Here is a 21975-nt window from a genome sequence, read left to right on the forward strand (position 1 = left end):
AATTTACGGATTTTGTGAAAAGAGGTAGTATTTATTCTATATAAGTATATTTGAGATTGCGGATTAAAAAGGAGTTCAATAATGGTCAAAATTATGATTGTAGAAGACGATATGAAAATTGCAGAACTATTATCGACACATGTTGCGAAATATGGTTATCAAGGAGTTATTGTATCGGACTTTCAAAATGTATTAAACATTTTTTTAGAAGAACAACCAGAGTTAGTTTTATTAGATATTAATTTACCGAGTTTTGATGGGTACTTTTGGTGTCGTCAAATTCGCGGAGTTTCAACATGTCCGATACTATTCATTTCGGCCCGTGAAGGCACGATGGATCAAGTTATGGCGTTAGAAAACGGTGGCGATGATTTTATTCCGAAGCCTTTTCATTATGAAGTTGTAGTGGCGAAAATTCGTAGTCATTTAAGACGTGCATATGGAGATTATGCACCGAAACTAGAAGAGCGAATGATTGAGCAACATGGCCTTTGTTTATATCCTGAAAGACTTGTATTGAAACTTAGAAATGACGAGATTGATATAACGAGAAACGAAGCTATTTTATTAGAGACATTAATGAAAAATTATCCACGTGTTGTGAGTAGAGAAGTGTTACTTAATAAATTATGGGATAGTGAATCTTATGTTGATGATAATACATTAAGTGTAAATACAACACGTGTGCGTAAAAAGTTACAAATGTTGCATATAGAAGGTGCGATTGAAACAATTCGTAGTGTTGGATATAGATTTCATATTACTTGGGATAATGGTATAGAAAAATGATAAGGTTGTTTATACGTGATCATATACCACTTATTTGCTTTACCATAATTCAACTACTAGCTATATTTCTCGTATATTGGTTTGATGGGCATAATCATATTACAACGGCGTTATATGCAATGTTTCTAGGTGTTTTCTTTATGGGAAGTTATTTAATGTTTCGTTATTTTACACATCGTTCTTTTTATGAGCGCTTAGCAAACCCCATGCAATCTTTGGATGAATCTGTTCAAAAATCTGATTTTGCAGCTGTATCGGCTGCTCTTCAAGAATTACTTGAGGTGCAATATAGACATTATCAAAATCAGCTGCAAATGCAAGAGAGAAAAAATAATGACCATTTAACCTTTATGAATCAGTGGATCCATCAAATGAAAACACCTTTATCTGTAATAGAATTAATTACACAGGATGAAGTAGATTCACGTTTTGAAAGTATAAATGAGGAAACTGATCGATTAAAAAAGGGATTAGAAATGGCTCTGTATGTCGCACGTTTAGAAGCGTTTACACAAGACTTTTATGTAGAAAGGGTACAACTACATAAAATAGTGAATGATTCGGTACATGAACATAAACGATTCTTTATCCGGAATTTTGTATATCCAGAGCTTGAAATTGATAAGGATATTACTGTAGAAAGTGATGTGAAATGGTTACAATTTTTAATCGGACAAATACTATCGAATGCGATTAAGTATTCATCAGGTAGTAGAGAAAAGATTAAAGTGAAAGCTTGTAAGGAAGGTAATACAGTTGTGCTTGAAATTATCGATAATGGTGTAGGAATACCAAAGCAAGATTTACCAAGAGTCTTTAAACCTTTCTTTACAGGAGAAAATGGTAGAGATTTTAAAGAATCAACAGGGATGGGACTATATCTTGTATATGAAATTACGAAACAATTAGGACATAGTGTAGAAATCAATTCAGAGGTTAGTAAAGGTACAGTTGTACGAATTAAATTTTTTAATGTGTAGATAAGTGATCTAGGCTAAAAAACTTTGGAGATAGGTTTTTTAGCCTTATTTTATAGCAATTATATGAAATAGTAAAAGGTCATCTTAGTATGTATAATGACACGTTAATAAATACGGTTGTTAAATTAGAAGGATTTAATAATAAATTGATAAATAGATTTTGTAAGAAAAAAGCTATCCCTTTGAAAGAGGTAGCTTTATGTATCCATCCTTTGAATAAGTGTATTAACATGAATAAGTATAATGTTCAAATTCGTGATATTTTTTGTGGATTATAATAGAATTAGTCTTTTATTTTTTCATGATACAGTATTGTAATTAAACAAACAAACTTAATAATTTATATCCAATTAATCCTAAAATAGTAATAGGAACCATCATTAAGAAAGAAGAAATTCGATTAGCATTAGAGCGTTCTAATACAAGAATCAAGATAATCCCGACTATGACTTCGGTATATCCAACAGGTAACATGTGACTATAGTGTTCAAAATTTAAAAGAATGTGAAGTCCATCCGTTACAAAAACTCCACTTAAAAGTGCGCTTCCGAATTTATGAAGTGGATTTGTAGTATCTTTCCATAGAAAACCTGCAATTCCAAAGATAGTTCCTCCTATACATGCACATACAATCCATACAGATATAAAATAAATAGAGTGAGCTACATTTTTAATAACTATTGCATAACCATAGTAGCCTAATACCATACCGAGTAGTGCAAGGATACCAGAAAGTATAGCTGAACGCTTAGAATAACTAAAGCTAGCCACAAAAAAGGATGGAACTAACCAAACGCTTCCTAGATTAGCTAATGAATTCCAGTGTCCAGGAAGTATACTTTGCCCCAATTTAGTTAGTATACCAACAATAATCCCTACTATAATCGGGATGAGAAAAATCCTTAAAAACATATTTAACTTTGTGATTTTTAATGTCCTGTCCATAAATTCAATCCTTACATTATTATTTTCTGTAAAGATATAATAGCTTATCACAAGGGAATAATCAATAAAAATTTATCGAAAAACAATAAGTGGTTATTGGGTAACGAATAACATTTTGTTTTTATATAAAATTTATATAAGAGAGAGTGCTTAGAAGTTTACTACTGGGGAAATCTAAAGGACGTATTACAATCAATGTAATTTGTGCTTGTTCAATATGAAGCTAAGAAATGATAAATAAGCCTAAAAGAAAGCAATCTTTTTAACAGCACAAATAATTGCATTTACTCATACAGTACTAGTATGGTACAATATGGTTATTAATGACGGAAAGGAATGATGGGTGGACGATGATTAACTAATCTTATTTTTAAATGTTGAAATGAAATAAATTTCAATTTATAAAAATTAGGATTAGTCTGCCCAATTCCAAACAACGGTATTGCTATTTGATTTGCGTAATAGCTTATTTGGGTATAAATAATGTAACGACTAATCCTGCCAAAATTACTTTGGGAGGATTTTTTTGTTCTCCCTTAATGAAAGGGATCGGTAATATGAAAGAAATTTTAAAATTAAATGATGTTTACGTTGAAATAATGGAAAATACTTTGTTAGAAAAAATGAATGTAGCAGTGAAACAAGGGGATGTTATCGGATTAATTGGTAAAAATGGTGCTGGTAAATCAACGTTACTTCAATTAATAAATGGAAAGATTGAGCCTTCAAAAGGGATTGTTGAATGGCAGCAAATGAATATGACAACCGCATATGTTGAGCAAGAAATAGAATCTTTTATTAGTAATGATGTGATTTCGCAAGAAGCAGAACTTCTTGCGAAATGGGGCGTGCCAACGAACGATTTTCATACTTTAAGTGGTGGTGAAAAGCTGAAAATTCGATTAGCAAAAGGATTTGCCGAAAATCCTAATGTCTTAATATTAGACGAACCGACAAATCATTTAGATGAGATCAGTACGGGATTTCTCATTAAACAAATAAAAAAGATGAAAGGTACTGTTATTGTTGTATCGCATGACCGATATTTTTTAGATGTTGTCGCAACAAAAATATGGTCAATTGAGGACAAAAAATTAATTGAGCATAGTGGTAATTATACGAGCTACATGAAAGTACGTGAGCAAAGAAGGAAGTCGCAGCAGCGTGAATATGAAAAGCAGCAAAAAAAGATAGAACAAGTAGAAACACATATAAAAGAATTGAGTTCATGGTCACAAAAGGCACACGCGCAGTCTACAAAACAAGAAGGTGTGAAAGAATTCTATCGTGTAAAAGCGAAGCGAATGGATGCACAAGTGAAGTCAAAACGAAAACGACTCGAAAAAGAGCTGGAGAAAACGAAAGTAGAACGTGTGAAAGAAGAATATTCAGTTGAGTTTTCTATTCAAGCGAACAAAAAAGTAGGAAAACGCTTTTTAGAAGTGAAGCAATTAAAAAAAGACTTTCATGGGAAAGCATTATTTGAAAACGTTAATTTTACAATTCAGCACGGTGAGAAAGTTGCGATTGTTGGACCAAACGGTAGTGGAAAAACAACATTACTGAAGATGATTATGGGAACGGAAACTGCTGAAGGAGAAATATGGATTTCACCATCTGCAAACATAGGCTATTTAACACAAGAAGTTTTTGATTTACCGCTTGATAGAACACCGGAAAATTTATTTTTTAAAGAGACGTTTGAAGAAAGAGGAAAAGTCCAAAATTTAATGAAACATTTAGGATTCCAAGCGTCTCAATGGAAAGAGCCGATTGAGCATATGAGTATGGGAGAAAGAGTAAAATGTAAGCTAATGGCTTATATTTTAGATGAAAAAGATGTACTCATTTTAGACGAACCGACGAATCACTTGGATCTACCTTCACGTGAACAACTTGAAAATACATTAGCTGAGTATAACGGAACATTAGTAATTGTATCTCACGATCGATATTTTCTGGAGAAAACAACTAACACAAAACTCGTGTTTTCAAACAATACGATACAAAAGCAGCTAGAAGAACCTACTAAAACAAGAGATGATATTGAAGAGCTACGTTTAAAGTTAGAAACAGAGAGACAAGAAGTATTAGGAAAATTAAGCTTTTTAACTTCTAACGACAAAGAATATAAAGAACTTGATGAACGATTTATAGAACTTACGAAGCAGATTAAGGCGCTATAACGTAAGTAAGGGGGATTAATATGGGAGAAGAGAGTTTGACTAAGTTATTTAGAATAGATTGTGGAGATATATACTTGCAAGAGTTTATGGTCAAAGATGCAGAGAGTATTTATAAAATAGCAAATCAACCGGAAATAGAAAAGTTTTTACCAGACTGGAAATCAACAAAAGAACAAAGGATGGATTGGATTGCAAATTATGAAATACCAGCAAATAAAGTATTTCTTGAGGCAGTGAAAACTACGAATAACATAGATAATCGTATGTTAAAGCTAGGAATATTTAAGAAAGCTACAAATGAATGCATTGGATGGTGCTGCACAGGCATGAAAGAAGAACTCCCTTCACCAAACAGAGAGATAATGTATGCTATCTCAAATGAACATCAAAATCATGGCTATGCTACAAAAGCGACTAAAGGTTTAATTGACTATTTGTTTAAAGAAACAAATTTAATTATCCTCAACGCAATTGCTTTAATTAACAATGCACCATCAAATAAAGTTATTAAAAAATGCGGGTTTACTTATTTGAGTGAACAGAAGATAGAAAATCAACTATATAATCATTATGTATTGAGTAAATCTGAATGGATAAAAAATATTTCTCTGTAAAAGGAATTAAAACGAAATCATAAAAAAGCTTAGAGCTAAAACTCTAAGCTTTTTTATATTCATTTTATCCCGCATTACCGGGCAGTAAAACCCCCACTGATTAAAGTTTCACTTTATACTTGCTGACATAAGAAAGGTACAATTGTAATGACTTCTTGAAGGAATTGCTTTTCAACAAAATAGGGAAATCAAGCTGTACATGGGATATCCAGTTGAAAATCATTTATGAAAAGGTGATTGGAATATTTTGTCGAATTTATGTATCAATGATAATACAAATTTCTTACTCAAATCATTCTACAAATCAATTACTTAAAAAATGGAAGGGAAAAGAAAAGTGGGCGGTATAAAGAAGCATTTAGTCTTAGTCAACAAAAATTGCTGGTAAGTCTATTAAAGAGCTACATATAAAACTTACGGTTGAGTGCTAGTAGGTAGATTAAATCTATAAGCCAGGAATTAGTTTAAATGAGGGAGGGGAACACATATTATAATTTGGTTTCGTCACTTGCCACAAATAAGTATGGATTTTTCAGAATGGACTCCTTTTATACAGAATAATTGGTACCGAAAACATTATATGAAGTTTGTATATTTACTTCAGATAATCATTTTTATAATACCTTATTTTTTTGAAACAGGTTTCACTCATATTAATATATTTTATCTTATCATAATAGGTATGTTAGTCTTCATCATTCACGAATGTCTACACATTTTAGTAATAAGTAAAAAAGGGGATATTAGCTTAACATTTAGTAAAAGATTTTTTTGGTTAAATACAAATGCAGTCTTACCCAAAACGAGATTTTGGGTCTTTATGAGCTTGCCTATAATTGTATTATCAGTAGTTCCTGCCATGATATCGTTCTTTGTATCAGGAAATATTAAATCAATTTTATTATTTATATGTTGGATAAACGCATTCATTTCCGCCTCAGATATTTACAATTCGTTTTTGATTGCAATGAAACCGAAGCACTCATTTTTTTGCAGAGGTTATTATAAAGTGAAATAGTATTTAATGGGTAACTCAAATATGCTTCAACTACATACAATAGTTAAAATATAATATTTGAAAGTAAAAAGACCGATAAAAAATCGGTCTTTTCTTATTAATAAAATAAAGATTAGAAAATAGCATTGTAATTCTAACCAATATGCAAATATTATAAGATAGATATGCTTTGTTTATAGATTTGAAAATAGGTTTGTTATCAGTTTTTTTAGAAATCTTACAAGCGTGTAAGATAAATGAAAGGTGAATCAATATGAGCTGTAAGACAATTCATTTACACTCTATAGTGAGCAGTGGAAATGAAGGGAGAATATAAATGGAAATTTTGCAGGCAAATAGTATTAGTAAAGTATATAAAGGGAAAATACCGTATAAAGCATTAGTAGATATTGATTTATCAATTCAAGAAGGTGAATTTGTAGGAATTATGGGCCCGTCAGGTAGTGGGAAAACAACGTTATTAAATATGGTATCTACTATTGATTCTCCATCATCGGGAGAAATATTTATTAATGGTACAAATCCTTTTCAATTATCATCAGAAGAATTAGCGTTATTCCGCAGAAAACAATTAGGATTTGTATTTCAATCATTTAATCTTCTTAGCACACTTACTGTAAAAGAAAACATCGTATTGCCGATGACTTTAGATGGTGTTTCCGTCCAAGAAATGAATAAACGAGTAGAAGAGATTGCAAAGAAGTTAAACATTACTGATATATTGAGTAAAAGAACGTTTGAAATATCAGGGGGACAAGCTCAAAGAACAGCAATCGCTCGTGCGATCGTTCATAAGCCGCAATTATTACTTGCAGATGAACCAACAGGGAACTTGGACTCTAAATCTTCAAATGATGTAATGGAGATGCTTGATACTCTAAATAAAGAAGAAAAAGCAACGATGATGTTAGTTACACATGATCCGTATGCAGCGAGCTTTTGCAGCCGAGTAATCTTTATTAAAGATGGTCAACTATATAACGAAATTTATTGTGGTGAAAGTAGGCAAACTTTTTATCAAAAGATTATGGATGTCCTTTCTTTGTTAGGAGGAAAAAGGCATGACTTTTCGTCAGTTCGCATTTAATAATATTTTTCGCAATAAGCGTACATATGCTGCCCATTTTTTAAGTAGTGCATTTTCTATTATGATTTTCTTTACGTATGCTCTTTTATTATTTCATCCTGATTTACAAGGTGAGTTGAAATCGACAAGTGCAACAATAAGTGCATTTGGTACATTGGGATTTTCAGTTTCGCAAGGATTGATTTTTGTATTTTCATTTTTCTTTATTTTATATTCAGTTAGTTCGTTTTTAAAGACGCGTAAGAAAGAATTTGGCATTTTAATGATGCAAGGTATGTCAATGAGACAGCTTAAGAAATTATTATTAATTGAAAATATGTTGATTGGACTTGGTTCAATTTGTATAGGGATTTTCATTGGACTCATATTTTCTAAACTAGTCTTATTGATAAGTGCAAGTGTATTAATGATTAATAATGGTTTACCTTTTTATATACCAGTCCGAGCTGTATTATTAACAGTTATTACATTTCTTTTCTTGTTTTTAATTGTTTCATTATTTACATTTAAAATGATAAAAGTAACGGAACTTGTGGAACTTATTCGAGCAGAGGAAAAGCCAAAACCTGAACCGAAATCTTCAGTTTTATTATCGATACTTTCTTTAATTAGTATAGGGTATGGATATTTTTCAGTATTTCGCTTTATACCAAGTACCAATTTTATTACGCTTGGAATAGGTGTGCTTCTAGTAATTATAGGAACGTACTTTTTATATACTCAGTGTAGCGTTTATATATTGCACCTTGCTAAAAGGAGAGAATCTTTCTTTTTAAAGAGAACAAATATATTAACATTTTCAGAATTAATTTACCGTATGAAAGATAATGCAACGATGTTTTTTATAGTATCTATTGTTTCAGCAGTTGCATTTACAGCAATTGGTACAACAGCCGCAATTGGAAATAGGGATTTGGTAAGGATGACAAATCCGTATACATTTTTGTATGGAAGTTTGGAAAATGACAAAGTATTGAATAAAAATCTTTCTATTATAAAAAAACACCTTTCTGATGCTAATATTCCGTATCGAATGGCTTCATCTTCATATATATACACAGAAAATAGCGTAAATGTAATGAAGTTAAGTGAATACAACGATCTTGCTAAAGCACTAGGCTATCAACAAGAAACCATTGAAAAAGAAGATGAAATTTTATTAATCCCTGGAGTTGTATCACAAAAACAAGAATTTAAAAATGGCGAGTATAAAAAGGATATAGAAGTCATTCAAGGTGATTGGACAAAGACATTTCATGTGAAAAAAGCTGTAGAAAATTTAGTTTTACCACATGATTCTAGAACTATTTATATCGCTGTTCAAGATCAAGTATATGATGGAATGCCTCTTACTAGTGACCCAGTTAATGAAGAAATTTCATATCGTACTTACGGATTTGTTGTAGATGATTGGATAAAAACGAAAGAGATTTCCAATCAATTAAAGAGTATATTTGATAAAGATCTTAGGGATAGAGATTTCTACTTTGAAGCTTTAACATTAAACTTGTTGGAAGCAAAGCAAAAGAATGGTTTATTACTTATGGTAAGTATTTTAGTCGGAATCGTCTTCTTTACATTCGCCGCTAGTTTTATTTATTTCCGATTATATACAGATTTAGATCGCGATCAACAGCAATATAAAATGATTTCGAAAATGGGATTAAGTAAAGGTGAGTTGAAAAAGGTTGTAACGAGGCAGTTATTATTAATGTTCTTTTTACCAATTGTCGTTGCAGTGATTCATACTGTAGTCGCTTATATGGCATTACAACAATTAGTCGACTTTTCTATCATAAATAGCTCTATCGCCATTTTAATTTCATTTATATGTATACAAGTTTTATACTTCTTTATCACTCGTTGGCGTTACCTACAAAAGCTTTATAAAACTATGGAACAGTAGAGAACATCAGCAAGTAACATTGCAGAAAAGCATGTAAAAAAACAATATGAGTTATGAAAGGAATTGTAATGAAAAAAACATTATCAATTTTCATATTATGTATATTAATTTTAATTAGTTTAAGTGCATGTGCTAAAAGTGAAGAATTATTTCCAGCTAACGGTGTATTAATCATTGGAGATGAGAATCATACTGGAGCAATTATGAATCGTTATAAGGAAAATACGAAAGAACATGAAATTTTCCCAGTGAAAACAGGGGAATTTGAAAAAGGAAAGGTATTAATATTAAATGAATCTACTGCACAAGCGATGATTAAAGCAAAGATTTTTCGTAAACGTGACCAAGGAGCCCTTTCCAAACTGGTAGATACGTTACCTAATTTTCCAAAAGAAAGCTCACTACTATATATAAATGAAGAAGAAAAGAATATTAAAAGTATTAAAATAGAAGGAAAAGAGATACCAGTTGCATATGATAGTGATGCTTGGCTTGGCAATAAACGTGACTATGGAGCACTATGGTATATCATTGTGGCGAAAAATAGTGTGTATAAAGAAATAAAAGCGAATGAAACGAATATGCAACTTCTACATTTAAAAAAGTCGTTAGGTGATGAAAAACCTAAAATGTCGACAGATAATACATTAATTAATGAAAAAGTAAAAGTAAGAAAGCTAATTGAAGGTTTTAAAGAGAAAGTATCAGTTCAGTTTGTAACGATCGGAGAAAAATCTTAAAAAAGAGTTCGAGGTTGATAGAAAGTTTATCAGCTTCGAACTCTTTTTAGTTTATAGACAAATCAATTATTATGCTTTACATTACTTCATTTAATCGAGTCTCGTTTGTTTCCTCAATCGCATTTGAATTTTGAACTGAATTATTTTGGGCTTCTTTTTCTTTACGAGCCTTTTGTAGCATTTCAAGGATGATCCATAAAGGAACACCTTTATCCTTTAACATCTTCCATAAATCTAATTCATTAAATTTATGCTCAGGCTGTTTCATTTCTTTTTCAGATGAACGAATATCAAACTTGATAGGATCATTTACTTTCTTACTTTCAAGTTTAGTAGAAGAGATAGTATTATGCTCAAGAGTAGATGGAGTTATTTTAGTAGGTTGAGATAATGTATGAATATTTGATCCGATTTGCATGTTTTTTCCTCCTTTTTGAAGCAATGAGATTAGTTTTCTTATGGTTTTTAAATCTTTTTAACATGAGGAAACTATATCTAATTATAAATTCAAATAAACAGATTTACAAGTTATATTGTAAAAAGTAAATGTTCACTTGAATTAATATTTATCAACATTTGTATGTGTTTTCTATATATACAACGTATATAAAATACTTTACATTATGTTTAAGTTGTTAAATTATTCTGTTAATTTTTCGAAAAGAAAAATGTAAACGTTTTATTAGGGGGAGAAAGTATGGGGAAGTTATTTTTAAAAATATGTTTTTTCGCATTAGTGACCGTATGTTCATTCGCAGCGAAAATATCATACGCTGAAGAAAGACAACAAAATAATTATCCTATCATATTGGTGAATGGATTTGCTGGATGGGGTAGGGAAGAAATGCTGGGCGTAAAATATTGGGGTGGTGTTCATGATATACAGGAAGATTTGAAACGAAATGGTTATATGGTACATACCGCAGCTGTTGGACCTGTTTCTAGTAACTGGGATCGTGCATGTGAATTGTATGCACAAATTAACGGTGGGACAGTAGACTATGGTGCCGTACATGCTGAGAAACATGGACATAATCGTTTTGGCAGAACTTATAGTGGTTTTGCACCGAATTGGACTGAAACAAATAAAGTTCATTTAGTTGGACATAGCATGGGTGGACAAACGATTAGAACATTAGTACAGCTATTAAAAGAAGGTAGTTTTGAAGAAAATAATTATGTGAAAAATCACCCAGACACCAAAATATCACCACTATTTGAAGGCGGAAAATCATATGTTCATAGTGTTACAACATTAGCAACCCCTCACAACGGTACAACACTTGCGGATGGGAGTCTTCTACTTCCGTTCGTTAAAGATTTACTCATTACAGCTGCAAGCTTTGGAGGAAACAATAATTTATCATTATATGATTTTAAATTGGATCAATGGGGTATAAAGAAGAATGCTGGAGAGTCCTTTTTCCAATATAGTAATCGTATTCTAAATAGTTCACTTTGGAAAAATACAAAAGATATAAGTCAGTGGGATTTAAGTACAGATGGTGCAAAGGAGTTAAATAATTGGGTAAAGACGCAACCAGATGTGTATTATTTATCCTATAGTGGACATGCATCACAAGCAGCACCTATAACAGGTTTACATTTGCCTCATATAACGATGAATAAAGTGTTAATGGGAAATGCATTTTTCTTAGGTTCTTATGCGAGATATGAAGAAAACCGTCCGCTAGTTGATACTTCTTGGTGGCAAAATGATGGTGTAGTAAATACAAATTCCATGATTGCACCATCTTCTAATGTTACTGTAAATAATAATGAGTCATTACAGATTGGAAAATGGAATCATATCGAAACGAAAGCGAATTGGGACCATCTCGACATGGTAGGGTTAAGTGTTTCAGACTCGTTAGGTTTTTCTAGCATTCAAGAGTTTTATAGAACAATTGCTAAAAAGCTATCACGTTTACCGAAATAGGTAATAATAAAGCGCTCTCGATGGAATTCGAGAGCGCTTTATATTATATTGAAAGAGGGATTTGGTAGAAAAATATGGGGGGATATTATGAAAATTCAAGTTGTATTATCAGGATACGGAACAGTAGGCAGAGAGTTTATAAAATTATTAAATGAAAAATATTCATATATATATGAAACATATGGGATTCAATTAATTGTAAGCGGCGTATTAGGGAGAAATATTGCAATACATAATGAAGACGGCTTATCACTTCATCATTTATTAATGTATGGTGGCGGTACCGCTGCAATTGAAAAATATTTAGAATATCATCCGAAGGAACGTGCAACAACTAGCATAAGTGGTACTGTATTGGTAGAATCAACAGTTACAAATCTTAAAGATGGAAATCCAGGGAAACAATATATGAAACAAGCGATTGAGAAACAGATGGATATAGTAGCAATTTCTAAAGGTGCGCTCGTTACAAACTGGAGAGAAATAAATGAAGCAGCAAGAGGCGCAAATGTACGAATTCGATATAGCGGTGCAACAGCCGCTGCACTACCGACACTAGATATTGGACAATTTAGTTTAGCTGGTTGCAGTATTGATAAAATAGAAGGAATATTAAATGGAACAACTAATTATATTCTTACGAAAATGTATGAGGAAGATATGACATTTGAAGAAGCGCTGAAAGAAGCACAAAATAAAGGGATTGCTGAGACAAACCCTATATTAGATATAAGTGGTTCAGATAGTGCGTGTAAATTGTTACTTTTGACTAACAGCTTAATGGAAACAGAGAAAACACTTACTGATATACATATAAAAGGAATTGAGCACGTTACAAAACAGCAAATACAAAATGCTAAGAAACAACATAAAATTATTAAATTAATAGCATCAATATATAAGGATGAGGGTGGCAATGTGAATTTAAGTGTTGAACCGTGCGAAATAGAAAAAGATCATCCGTTAGCAAATGTAAATGGGACCGAAAAAGGAATTACATTCTTTACAGATACGATGGGACAAGTTACTACAATTGGTGGGGCTTCTAATCCACGAGGCGCTGCAGCTGCAGCTTTAAAAGATGTAATTAACTTATATCGAAAAGATTTGTAAGACCGTACCGCCCTTTATAAAAAATACATATGTCGTGGACCTTTTAAGAATGAAATAAATATGCAAAAATGATTGCAGGGGGTAAGGAATTGTTTAAGGATTTTAAAGTTGTTAAAGATCGTCCCGTTTATATTCAATTAAAAGACTATTTGAAAAAGATGATTATGAAAGGGCATTTGCTCGGGGATCAAAAAATCCCATCAACAAGGGAACTAAGTGAATTACTAAGTGTGAGTAGAAACACTGTACTCGCTGCTTATGCAGATTTAGAGCAAGAAGGACTCATTTATGCAGTTAAAGGAAAAGGGAACTTTGTTGCGAAGGTGGATATATCTAACACTTCGTCTGTTGAAATAGATTGGAAAAATAAACTTAATACAGTGACCGCATTAGCGGACGAATTAGATTTAATGAAACATGGTGTTCGTTGGGAAAAGGGAATGATTGTTTTTAATAGTATAGCCCCGGATGAGAAGCTATTTGATGTTGAAAATTTCAAAAGAGCTTTTCTTACTCGTATGTCCATTGAAGGGGACATCGTATTGAACTACGGATATGCAAAGGGATATAGACCGTTAATGAATTATTTACTTCATTACATGGAAATGAAAGGTGTAGACATTTCGAATAAAGATATTCTAATTACAAATGGATTTACAGAAGGATTGGATATTGTACTCTCTTCTTTATCAAAAAAATCCGGTCGTGTCATTTGTGAGAATCCAACTCACCATGCTGCACTTAAGCTTTTCCGTTTACATGGACTTGAAGTTCATGGGATTGATATGCATGAGGATGGTATTGATACGAATGAAGTTGAAAAAAGTTTGCGTGAAAAAGATTTTGATTTTGCTTATTTAATTCCTTCTTATCATAATCCAACCGGTATTGTTACGAGTTCAGAGAAAAGAACGGAATTGATGAGGTTATTCTCAAAATACAACGTTCCTATTATAGAGGACGGATTTAATGAAGAATTACGTTATTCAGGTTCACATTTAGCTCCATTATTAACTTTTGCTGGTGCTGGCAATAATGTGATTTATATTAGTAGCTTTTCAAAGGTACTTTTCCCTGGTTTACGTGTAGGGTGGATTATTGCAGATAAAGAGCTGATTCATTATTTAGAAAGCGTAAAAAGAGCAAGAACGATTCACACATCTACGCTAGATCAAGCTGTTCTGTTTCAATATTTACATGAGGGATATTTTGAAAAATATTTAAAAAAGGCAAGATCTGTTTATAAGAAAAAATATGAGTTAGCTGTCGGGGCATGTAACCAGTACATTCCTTTCAAAAGAATGACTGGAGATGGTGGACTGCATTTATTTATAGAGCTAGAAGAGCATATGAACGCCCGCACACTTTTACAAAAGTGTTATGAGAAAGGCGTTACGTTTTCACCTGGAGATGTTTTTTACTCTGATGGAGAAGGAGCGAACACTTTCCGATTAGGGTTTTCGCGCTTGAAAGAAGAAGAAATAGTTCGGGGAATTAAAATAATTGGTGATACATTAAAAAATGAAAATTGGAGTTGAGAAAATGAAAATCGGTGTTATTATGGGCGGGGTATCGTCTGAAAAACAAGTTTCAATTATGACCGGGAATGAAATGATTGCTCATTTAGATAAAAATAAGTATGAAATAGTCCCAATTACATTAAATGAAAAAATGGATTTAATTGAAAAAGCGAAAGACATTGACTTTGCATTGCTCGCATTACACGGAAAATACGGAGAAGATGGGACAGTTCAAGGAACACTGGAGAGTTTAGGGATTCCTTATAGCGGAAGTAATATGTTATCTAGTAGTATATGTATGGATAAAAATATTTCGAAAAAGATTTTACGTTATGAAGGTGTAGAAACACCAGATTGGATTGAACTTACAAAAATGGAGGATCTAAATCTTGATGAGTTAGATAAGTTAGGATTTCCATTAGTGGTAAAACCAAACTCCGGCGGATCGAGTGTCGGGGTGAAAATCGTTTACAATAAAAATGAATTGATCTCAATGCTAGAAACTGTATTCGAATGGGATTCTGAAGTAGTAATTGAGAAGTATATAAAAGGTGATGAAATTACATGTTCTATTCTGGATGGAAAACAGTTACCTATAGTTTCAATTCGACATGCAGCCGAGTTTTTTGATTACAATGCAAAATATGATGATACTAGTACAGTTGAGGAAGTTATCGAACTTCCAGCAGAAATTAATGAACGTGTAAATAAAGCTTCACTGGCTTGTTATAAAGCATTAAAATGTAGTGTTTATGCAAGAGTTGATATGATGGTGAAGGACGGAATTCCATATGTAATGGAAATTAATACATTACCAGGGATGACACAATCAAGCCTATTGCCCAAAAGTGCAGAAGCAGCGGGAATTAGTTATAGCAAACTATTAGATATGATTATTGAAACATCATTAAAAGTTAGAAATGAAGAAGGGTTTTAAGGAGATTATATAACTAATTCTTTTGACAGTTTCACGAAGTATGCTATGATGAATACATTATAAAAACAAAATATTTATCCACTAGGGGGGCCTTTTATAGGCTGAGATCAAATGTGATTTTGAGACTCTTAGTACCTGATCTGGTTAATGCCAGCGTAGGGAAGTGGGAAAGACGTTGCTATTTAATGAGTAAATAAATACTGTCAATTTCACTTTCTTTACGCCTGTAAAGAAAGTTTTTTTATTTTACAGCTTTAATAATTGTGGATAAATACTTATATTTTATACATTAGTGGAGGGATTTAAATGACTTTTTCACAATCATTACGTAAAGAAGTAGATTCAATTTGGGAAGCGAGTTTTAACCATCCTTTTGTAAAAAAACTTGGTGAAGGAACATTAGATTTAGCTAGTTTTCGCTATTATGTGCTTCAAGATTCATATTATTTGAGTCATTTTGCTAGAGTACAAACTTTAGGAGCTGCAAAAGCTCTTGAATTAGAGACGACAGCTCGTATGGCACATCATGCTCAAAATACATATGAGGCCGAGTTATCTTTACATGAGAATTTTGCTAAAAAGCTAGGGATAACAAAAGAAGAAAAAGATAATTTTATTCCTGCGCCAACTGCATATGCGTATACTTCACATATGTATCGTGCTGCGTATGAAGGGCATTTAGGAGATATCATTGCAGCAATTTTACCTTGCTATTGGTTGTATTATGAAATTGGCGAACGCTTAAAAGAGTGCCAGCCGGAAGAGCCAATTTATAACGAATGGATTTCTGCTTATGGATCTGATTGGTTCCGTACGCTAGTTGAAGAACAAATTACACGTTTAGATACTATCGCTGAAAAAGTAACAGAGGTAGACCTCAAACGTATGAAACAGCATTTTATTATTAGCAGTCAATATGAATATTCATTTTGGGAAATGGCTTATACATTAGAAAAGTGGCCAGTGGATACAGACGTAAAAGACGTAATTGGATAAAGAATAGAAATAATGTTATAGATAGGTATGGATCATACCTATCTATATATTTTTTCTTGTCAAATTTGCGCAAAGTCATTAGTGCTACGGATATGGCGAAATAAAATATCGATAATTTAGCTCATTTACTTGTCTACGCATTAACTGGATAAACTTCTGTCACATTTATTTTACAATCAAAGAACGTAAATGTTGGTGGTATGAAGTTAAATAAGAAAAGAAACCCGAGCTGTTAGCTGTAACGGAGTTGTTTTTTCTTTGCAGGAATTTCTAAATTATCATGGAGTGTTGTTAATACGATATGCAAATATGCATATCGTATTTTTTTGAGTTCTTTATGTGTTAAAATTAGATATAAAGATATGGAAATATAAAGAAGCAAAAGCAGGAATATCCAATGAATTTTGAGAGGTGTTATATGTTTACAAATAAGAAATTAATTCGATTTGGTTTATCGTTGTTTGTATTTTTAGGGATAATTAATTTTACAATCAGCTATTTCCAAACATATCTTGAAACAGCAGCAGATATTAAATGGGTAATTCCAGAAATTTGGAAAACTATTTTGCTAGATGTTCCTCAAGGTATACTTGTTCTTTTAGGCGCAATTGCTTTATATGATTTCACAAAAGAGGCATCACAAAAAGACGCATCAATCTAAGTGTGTCTTTTTTCTATTAGGAATTTCATAGAGAGTTTTGCTGGAGAAATAGAATGAAAAGCCCTAATAAGGGCTTTTTTCTTTGTAGGAATTTCTTATCTGTCATAGAAACCGGTTACTTGGAGGTGTTATAGTGAAAGGCATTTACAGTACAGAAAAATCTAAGCGGCAGACGGAAATATATAGGATATGACAACATAATTATTGAGAAATTAATTGAATTTAGTAGGTATGAAGATATGAGGCTAGAATTCATATTTTTTAATTTTTATTTATCCCGCATTAACGGGCTGTTCGTAAAAGCCTGATTGGTGAGGGCTAATAATCAGCGGGGGATGAACTCCCCCCACTGATTAAAGTTTCATTTTATAAAAATGAGCCCATAGCAAAAATAGGTATATGAACAAGGTGCATCATTTAGTGATAAGTCATACTTTGTTGGTGTACGTATTGAACTTAGTTTATAGCACTATTTTTACTTAGATGTAACGAACAGAAATATAGGGAAGCATCAATGAGGTTGTATTTTATAAACGGAGGTTATGAAAATGAATCAGTTTCAACAAGAACTACAAGCGTTAAGTCTTAATGATTACCGGTCTGGAAATATTGTCTATTGGGACCAGCAAAACCAATATCCATATTACTATATTGAAGATGCTGCTCGTCGCTGTGGCGGTTGTGGTCGTTGTGGTGGTTGTGGTGGAGGTCGTTGTGGCGGATTCCGTTGTGGTGGATTCCGTTGTATTGGTTGCTTCGGTTGTTTTGGTTGCGGAGGTTGCGGAGGTTGTGGCGGCTGTGGTGGTTGCTCTAATTGTTTTGATGGTTTTAGTGGTACTACTGATACTACTGGTACTATTGTAACGTATGAATATTAATTACATTTATCCCACTATTTGCGGGTAATAAAATCTCCCTTAAAATTCAGAGAGAGCAAAGAGAAGTTAGGTGGCGGACTGTCCATAAAAGCCCGATTGGTGAGAGCTGATTAAAGCTTCACTTTATCAATTAAAAAACATTAGTTTTATATATGTACTTGCCGACAAAGAATATAGCCATTATTAATGGATATATTCAGTCATTCAAGTGAAAGAGTAACAATAAGATATATAGGTGTAATCAAGAGGTGATGGATAAAGCAATGACTAGATTTAAAATCTAATCATTGCTTTTTTCTTATGGTTTTATCATCAAATATCTGTCTGGTTTAGGGATTGATTTCTTCTAGCTAATGAATTTATTACAACTTTGTAAGGTTAATGTAATGTTAATCGATAGTAAATGAAGATGCTTGAGTGTAATTTAAATAAGATTAAAAAGTACTGTTTATCTATAAAATAATCGGGTAAATAATATGTAATTAGGAAGTGTATGAATATGATTGAACTAAAATCTATTATCCATTCGTATAAACTAAAGAGAAAAATAGCTAAAGATTTATACGGAAAAAGAGATGAATTGACACTGTTATTAAATGAATTTAATAAAATGAAATGTACAGTAACATCTGAAAAGAAGAAAAACAATATATTATCTCGTTTGCAACTAATTTATCAAAATATGAAATTAGATAAGCAGTATCCTCTATCAGTTGCTTTTGATAGTAAATTATTGGAGCGATTAGAAAAAGAACCTCTACATACTATTGAGGATGGTGTAACATGTTTACATCTAATGTTAGATGTGAATTATGAGAAAATAAAACAATATGGTTCGAGTACAAGTAGGTCATTTGTTCCATTATCGCAGTCTTCTATTTGTCTTGCTGATTGTATTTGTTTAACAGGAGTTGTAGTAGGTTTACTAGGAGCAATTTCATTTGGGGGATTACTGTTATCTATATGTTCAATTACATAAAGGTTGATATTTGTAAAAAGGGCACCGAATTAAGGTGTTCTTTTTTGGTTTTTTTGTAAAGATATTGTAAATGATAAGTACAATGCATTAAATGTAATGTATAATTCGAATGTATCGAAATTCAAATATAATAGAGGTGTTATACATGATAATTACTTTGAATTTTTAAAAGAGTCGGTTTGATAATAATTTATGTAGATAAACAGTTTTTACGTTTCTTTTAAATACTTGGTTTAAATGGATGAGATTAAGTAACTATTGTTCTAGCTTTTTGATAATCAAGACAACTGAAGAAAGGAAGGAATCATTTTATGAAAAAATTAAGGCTGCTAACATTTGAAAATATAGTAGAACCCCTTTTAAATGAAAAGGTATCATTTATATACTTTCCTATTGAATGGCTGGACATCGTAGAGATACATTATAAGACATTTTTATTAACGAGTAAGTTGAAACGTTTGAATGAAAGATTGTATGATATGTTTTCGGATATATTGTTTATTCAGCATAACCCGTACGTATTAAATGAAAATACACCATGGATTGTATCGAAAGAACCTATTAGACAAGAGCAGCTCGATTATATTTTTCAAAGTTGGTATGAGATTATTCATGATTGGAAACCAAATAGATTAGTAGAACCACCAAAATATGAATGGCAATCCGATTTGATTTCTAATTTGCCAGTACTACATGATAATGAAACGTATTCTAAGTGGGTGCCCGCTTTAATCTCACATATTTTTTGTGAGCGTCCTATATATTTAGAAAATACAAATGAAGAAGAAATCTATTTTTCCCCTCTTAGATCACAAAATATTTGTGAGGCGATGTCAGGGCCGATAAAAGATGAAAAAACACAAGATTTTTTCTCCTATGTATATCGATTCGAATGCATAACCCGCGGTGGTGAGAACGCTCCATTATTAAATATTTCAATAGGGATTCGGAGATTTTATCAAGAATATAAGATGTTAGGTCAAACAAACCTTGATATGACAACGTTTGTTTGACTTTTTTTGATAAAATGCAAACATTTTGCAAACATAGGTTATCCAAAGATACTTTTACCGAAGTTTTTAACTGCTTCTTCCTGCATATTCGGTAAAACATGAGAATAAACACTTAATGTCATTGAAATATCTGTATGACCTAATCTCTCACTGATGATTTTAGGGTTAACTCCTTGTTTCAATAGTATAGTTGCGTGTGTATGTCTTAAATCATGGAATTTAATTTCTTTTATACCTACTTTGTGTGTCGCCCTAATAAAACTTTTTCTGAAATGTGCTCTTTTTATGATTCTTCCAAACTCATCACAATTTATTAAACCTTGATCTAGATAAGCAGAACCAAACCTTAATTTCTCTTTATTAATTAAAGTCTTATGTTTTTTTAAGGCTACTATTGTTTCATTAGGTACAGGAATTGTGCGTTTTGACGAATTTGTTTTTGCAGTTTTTTTGATTTTATTGTCATGACCAGATGTTTGATTTATTGTAACGGTATGTTTTTCAAAATCAATGTCCTGCCATCGTAACCCTAGAACTTCTCCCAGACGCATACCTGTAGTTATTGCAAGTAGATACCCAATGTGATATCGTGATTTTTGTGAATGAGCTAAAAATTTTTTTACTTCTTCCTCTGTCCAAGTCTGGATAGAGGTTTTTTCTTTTTTAGGTATCTCAGCAAAATCTGCTGGATTTCGAGAAAGAATATTTTGTTTTACAGCTAAGTTTAAAGCACTCTTTAAAATTCTATGCATAAGCAGAATGGAATTATTTGTAATCCCTTTATCTATCGCAGTCTTATAGCATTTTTGAATGTGCATAACATTTAATTTATGGAGTGCGACCATTCCTATATTAGGTATAACATGTTGGTTCATAAATGCCCTATAGCCAGCAAAGGTACTCTTTTGTATACTCATACTTTTAATTTCTAGCCAATGATTTAGGTAATCTTTTAGCGTAACTTTAGATGGCTCTATAAAAGTTCCTTCATTCAACTCTGTAATTTTCTTTGCCACATCAGCCTGTGCTTCTTTTTTTGTCTTATATCCAGAAAACCACTTCTGTCTTCTTTTTCCTGTCTCTGGATCAGGCCCGATATCAATAACAATACAATACTTATTTCCTCTTTTTCGAATATGTCCTTTCACTTAAAACACTCCTTCATTTGTTTTGAATCATGTTGTATAAGTCTAGTTGTAATTTTGCTGCTATGAAAATTACATATTTGGACATATCAGCGATATAATTATTTTACCATATAACAAAATGTGAGTGGATTGATTTGTTATATGGATCAGTAGAGTAATTTACATTAAATGTATTCTTGATTTTCTATTATTTAAAATGGATTATTAATATTAAGATTTATAAATTAATTAAACCATAATATTAATAATTTATTAATATTATGGTTTATCTATTAAGTAAAAACTAAAAATTTTAAAATATAAAAATACAAAAAAATGGTTTGAAGATGAATATTAAAAGTTAATTTGGCTATTATATACATCGATGCCATATAATGTCATCTTAATTTTTGAAAGAGGTGGAAAAATGAGTATTCAAGCAGAGACAGTAGCGAAGGTAATATCTATGTTAGAAGCGGGTCCAAACCAAGGAAGAGGACAAAGGGTAACCACATTAGATGTTGCGGATGATGTAGAAAAAATAGCA

General features: G+C 31.9%; 20 protein-coding genes, 1 pseudogene and 1 riboswitch. Of the genes and pseudogenes, 18 read left to right on the forward strand and 3 right to left on the reverse strand.

Translation table 11 applies throughout. The annotated features are described in order from the left end of the window. The first annotated feature begins 81 nt into the window (after window positions 1-81). Entirely contained in the window at window positions 82-789 is a 708-nt protein-coding gene (locus tag BM089_RS08970; RefSeq protein ID WP_000238993.1) for a response regulator transcription factor, read from the forward strand. Beyond that, window positions 786-1769 (forward strand): sensor histidine kinase, encoded by a 984-nt coding sequence (locus BM089_RS08975; RefSeq protein ID WP_002094028.1) that lies wholly within the window; start codon window positions 786-788, stop codon window positions 1767-1769. Before BM089_RS08970 ends, BM089_RS08975 begins: the two co-directional genes overlap by 4 nt. 318 nt (window positions 1770-2087) lie before the next feature. On the opposite strand, the gene BM089_RS08985 is transcribed toward BM089_RS08975, so the two are convergent. Further along, window positions 2088-2714 (reverse strand): DUF6518 family protein, encoded by a 627-nt coding sequence (locus tag BM089_RS08985; RefSeq protein WP_000376270.1) that lies wholly within the window; start codon window positions 2712-2714, stop codon window positions 2088-2090. A 557-nt stretch (window positions 2715-3271) separates the two neighbouring features. On the opposite strand from BM089_RS08985, the gene abc-f reads away from it, so the two are divergent. The 6 genes from abc-f to BM089_RS09015 all read left to right on the forward strand — a co-directional run bounded on the left by abc-f (window position 3272) and on the right by BM089_RS09015 (window position 10265). Continuing rightward, complete coding sequence (abc-f, locus tag BM089_RS08990) at window positions 3272-4900, forward strand: ribosomal protection-like ABC-F family protein (RefSeq protein ID WP_002152855.1); 1629 nt, start codon at window positions 3272-3274, stop codon at window positions 4898-4900. A 20-nt stretch (window positions 4901-4920) separates the two neighbouring features. Continuing rightward, window positions 4921-5514, forward strand: coding sequence for a GNAT family N-acetyltransferase (locus BM089_RS08995; protein ID WP_090976690.1), 594 nt, complete (start codon window positions 4921-4923; stop codon window positions 5512-5514). A gap of 523 nt (window positions 5515-6037) precedes the next feature. Next, a complete protein-coding gene (locus BM089_RS09000) occupies window positions 6038-6532 on the forward strand; it encodes a DUF3267 domain-containing protein (protein WP_080126419.1) in 495 nt (164 codons plus the stop codon). A 316-nt stretch (window positions 6533-6848) separates the two neighbouring features. Beyond that, on the forward strand, window positions 6849-7619 hold the full coding sequence (locus BM089_RS09005; protein ID WP_090976692.1) for an ABC transporter ATP-binding protein: 771 nt from the start codon (window positions 6849-6851) through the stop codon (window positions 7617-7619). After that, window positions 7594-9525 carry an ABC transporter permease gene (locus tag BM089_RS09010; RefSeq protein WP_000144151.1) on the forward strand — a complete coding sequence of 644 codons (1932 nt, stop codon included), beginning with the start codon at window positions 7594-7596 and terminating at the stop codon, window positions 9523-9525. The genes BM089_RS09005 and BM089_RS09010 overlap by 26 nt, the downstream gene beginning before the upstream one ends. A gap of 68 nt (window positions 9526-9593) precedes the next feature. Beyond that, window positions 9594-10265 (forward strand): lipoprotein BA_5634 family protein, encoded by a 672-nt coding sequence (locus tag BM089_RS09015; protein WP_002094033.1) that lies wholly within the window; start codon window positions 9594-9596, stop codon window positions 10263-10265. 76 nt (window positions 10266-10341) lie between these two features. On the opposite strand, the gene BM089_RS09020 is transcribed toward BM089_RS09015, so the two are convergent. Continuing rightward, window positions 10342-10683: a DUF3914 domain-containing protein gene (locus BM089_RS09020; protein ID WP_001165517.1), complete on the reverse strand. Its 342-nt coding sequence runs from the start codon at window positions 10681-10683 to the stop codon at window positions 10342-10344. 279 nt (window positions 10684-10962) lie between these two features. Here BM089_RS09020 and BM089_RS09025 point away from each other — a divergent pair, with 279 nt between their 5' ends. The 10 genes and pseudogenes from BM089_RS09025 (at window position 10963) to BM089_RS09070 (ending at window position 20301) form a co-directional block, all read left to right on the forward strand. After that, on the forward strand, window positions 10963-12204 hold the full coding sequence (locus BM089_RS09025; protein WP_090976694.1) for an esterase/lipase family protein: 1242 nt from the start codon (window positions 10963-10965) through the stop codon (window positions 12202-12204). A gap of 87 nt (window positions 12205-12291) precedes the next feature. Continuing rightward, window positions 12292-13317 carry a homoserine dehydrogenase gene (locus tag BM089_RS09030; protein WP_090976695.1) on the forward strand — a complete coding sequence of 342 codons (1026 nt, stop codon included), beginning with the start codon at window positions 12292-12294 and terminating at the stop codon, window positions 13315-13317. A gap of 89 nt (window positions 13318-13406) precedes the next feature. After that, on the forward strand, window positions 13407-14855 hold the full coding sequence (locus tag BM089_RS09035; protein ID WP_000471611.1) for a MocR-like pyridoxine biosynthesis transcription factor PdxR: 1449 nt from the start codon (window positions 13407-13409) through the stop codon (window positions 14853-14855). Window positions 14856-14859: 4 nt separating this feature from the next. Beyond that, window positions 14860-15774 (forward strand): D-alanine--D-alanine ligase, encoded by a 915-nt coding sequence (locus BM089_RS09040; RefSeq protein ID WP_003270605.1) that lies wholly within the window; start codon window positions 14860-14862, stop codon window positions 15772-15774. Window positions 15775-15847: 73 nt separating this feature from the next. Next, window positions 15848-15953: riboswitch (TPP riboswitch) on the forward strand. A gap of 127 nt (window positions 15954-16080) precedes the next feature. Further along, on the forward strand, window positions 16081-16770 hold the full coding sequence (gene tenA, locus BM089_RS09045) for a thiaminase II (RefSeq protein WP_071730521.1): 690 nt from the start codon (window positions 16081-16083) through the stop codon (window positions 16768-16770). Window positions 16771-17167: 397 nt separating this feature from the next. After that, window positions 17168-17431: a DUF3937 domain-containing protein gene (locus tag BM089_RS09055; RefSeq protein ID WP_002082716.1), complete on the forward strand. Its 264-nt coding sequence runs from the start codon at window positions 17168-17170 to the stop codon at window positions 17429-17431. Window positions 17432-17979: 548 nt separating this feature from the next. Next, the gene (locus BM089_RS09060) at window positions 17980-18309 is read left to right on the forward strand and encodes a heterocycloanthracin/sonorensin family bacteriocin (protein ID WP_016512777.1); all 330 of its coding nucleotides are present in this window, start codon (window positions 17980-17982) and stop codon (window positions 18307-18309) included. Window positions 18310-18458: 149 nt separating this feature from the next. Then, a pseudogene (locus BM089_RS31355) lies at window positions 18459-18593 on the forward strand (site-specific integrase); the annotation flags it as partial. A 209-nt stretch (window positions 18594-18802) separates the two neighbouring features. Further along, entirely contained in the window at window positions 18803-19288 is a 486-nt protein-coding gene (locus BM089_RS09065) for a hypothetical protein (RefSeq protein WP_002041181.1), read from the forward strand. A 311-nt stretch (window positions 19289-19599) separates the two neighbouring features. Then, on the forward strand, window positions 19600-20301 hold the full coding sequence (locus tag BM089_RS09070) for a pPIWI_RE module domain-containing protein (protein WP_063264103.1): 702 nt from the start codon (window positions 19600-19602) through the stop codon (window positions 20299-20301). 38 nt (window positions 20302-20339) lie between these two features. On the opposite strand, the gene BM089_RS09075 is transcribed toward BM089_RS09070, so the two are convergent. Continuing rightward, on the reverse strand, window positions 20340-21449 hold the full coding sequence (locus tag BM089_RS09075) for a site-specific integrase (RefSeq protein WP_090976697.1): 1110 nt from the start codon (window positions 21447-21449) through the stop codon (window positions 20340-20342). Window positions 21450-21975: the final 526 nt, after the last annotated feature.

Source organism: Bacillus sp. 5mfcol3.1 (genome assembly GCF_900114335.1).
Classification (GTDB): domain Bacteria; phylum Bacillota; class Bacilli; order Bacillales; family Bacillaceae_G; genus Bacillus_A; species Bacillus_A thuringiensis_S.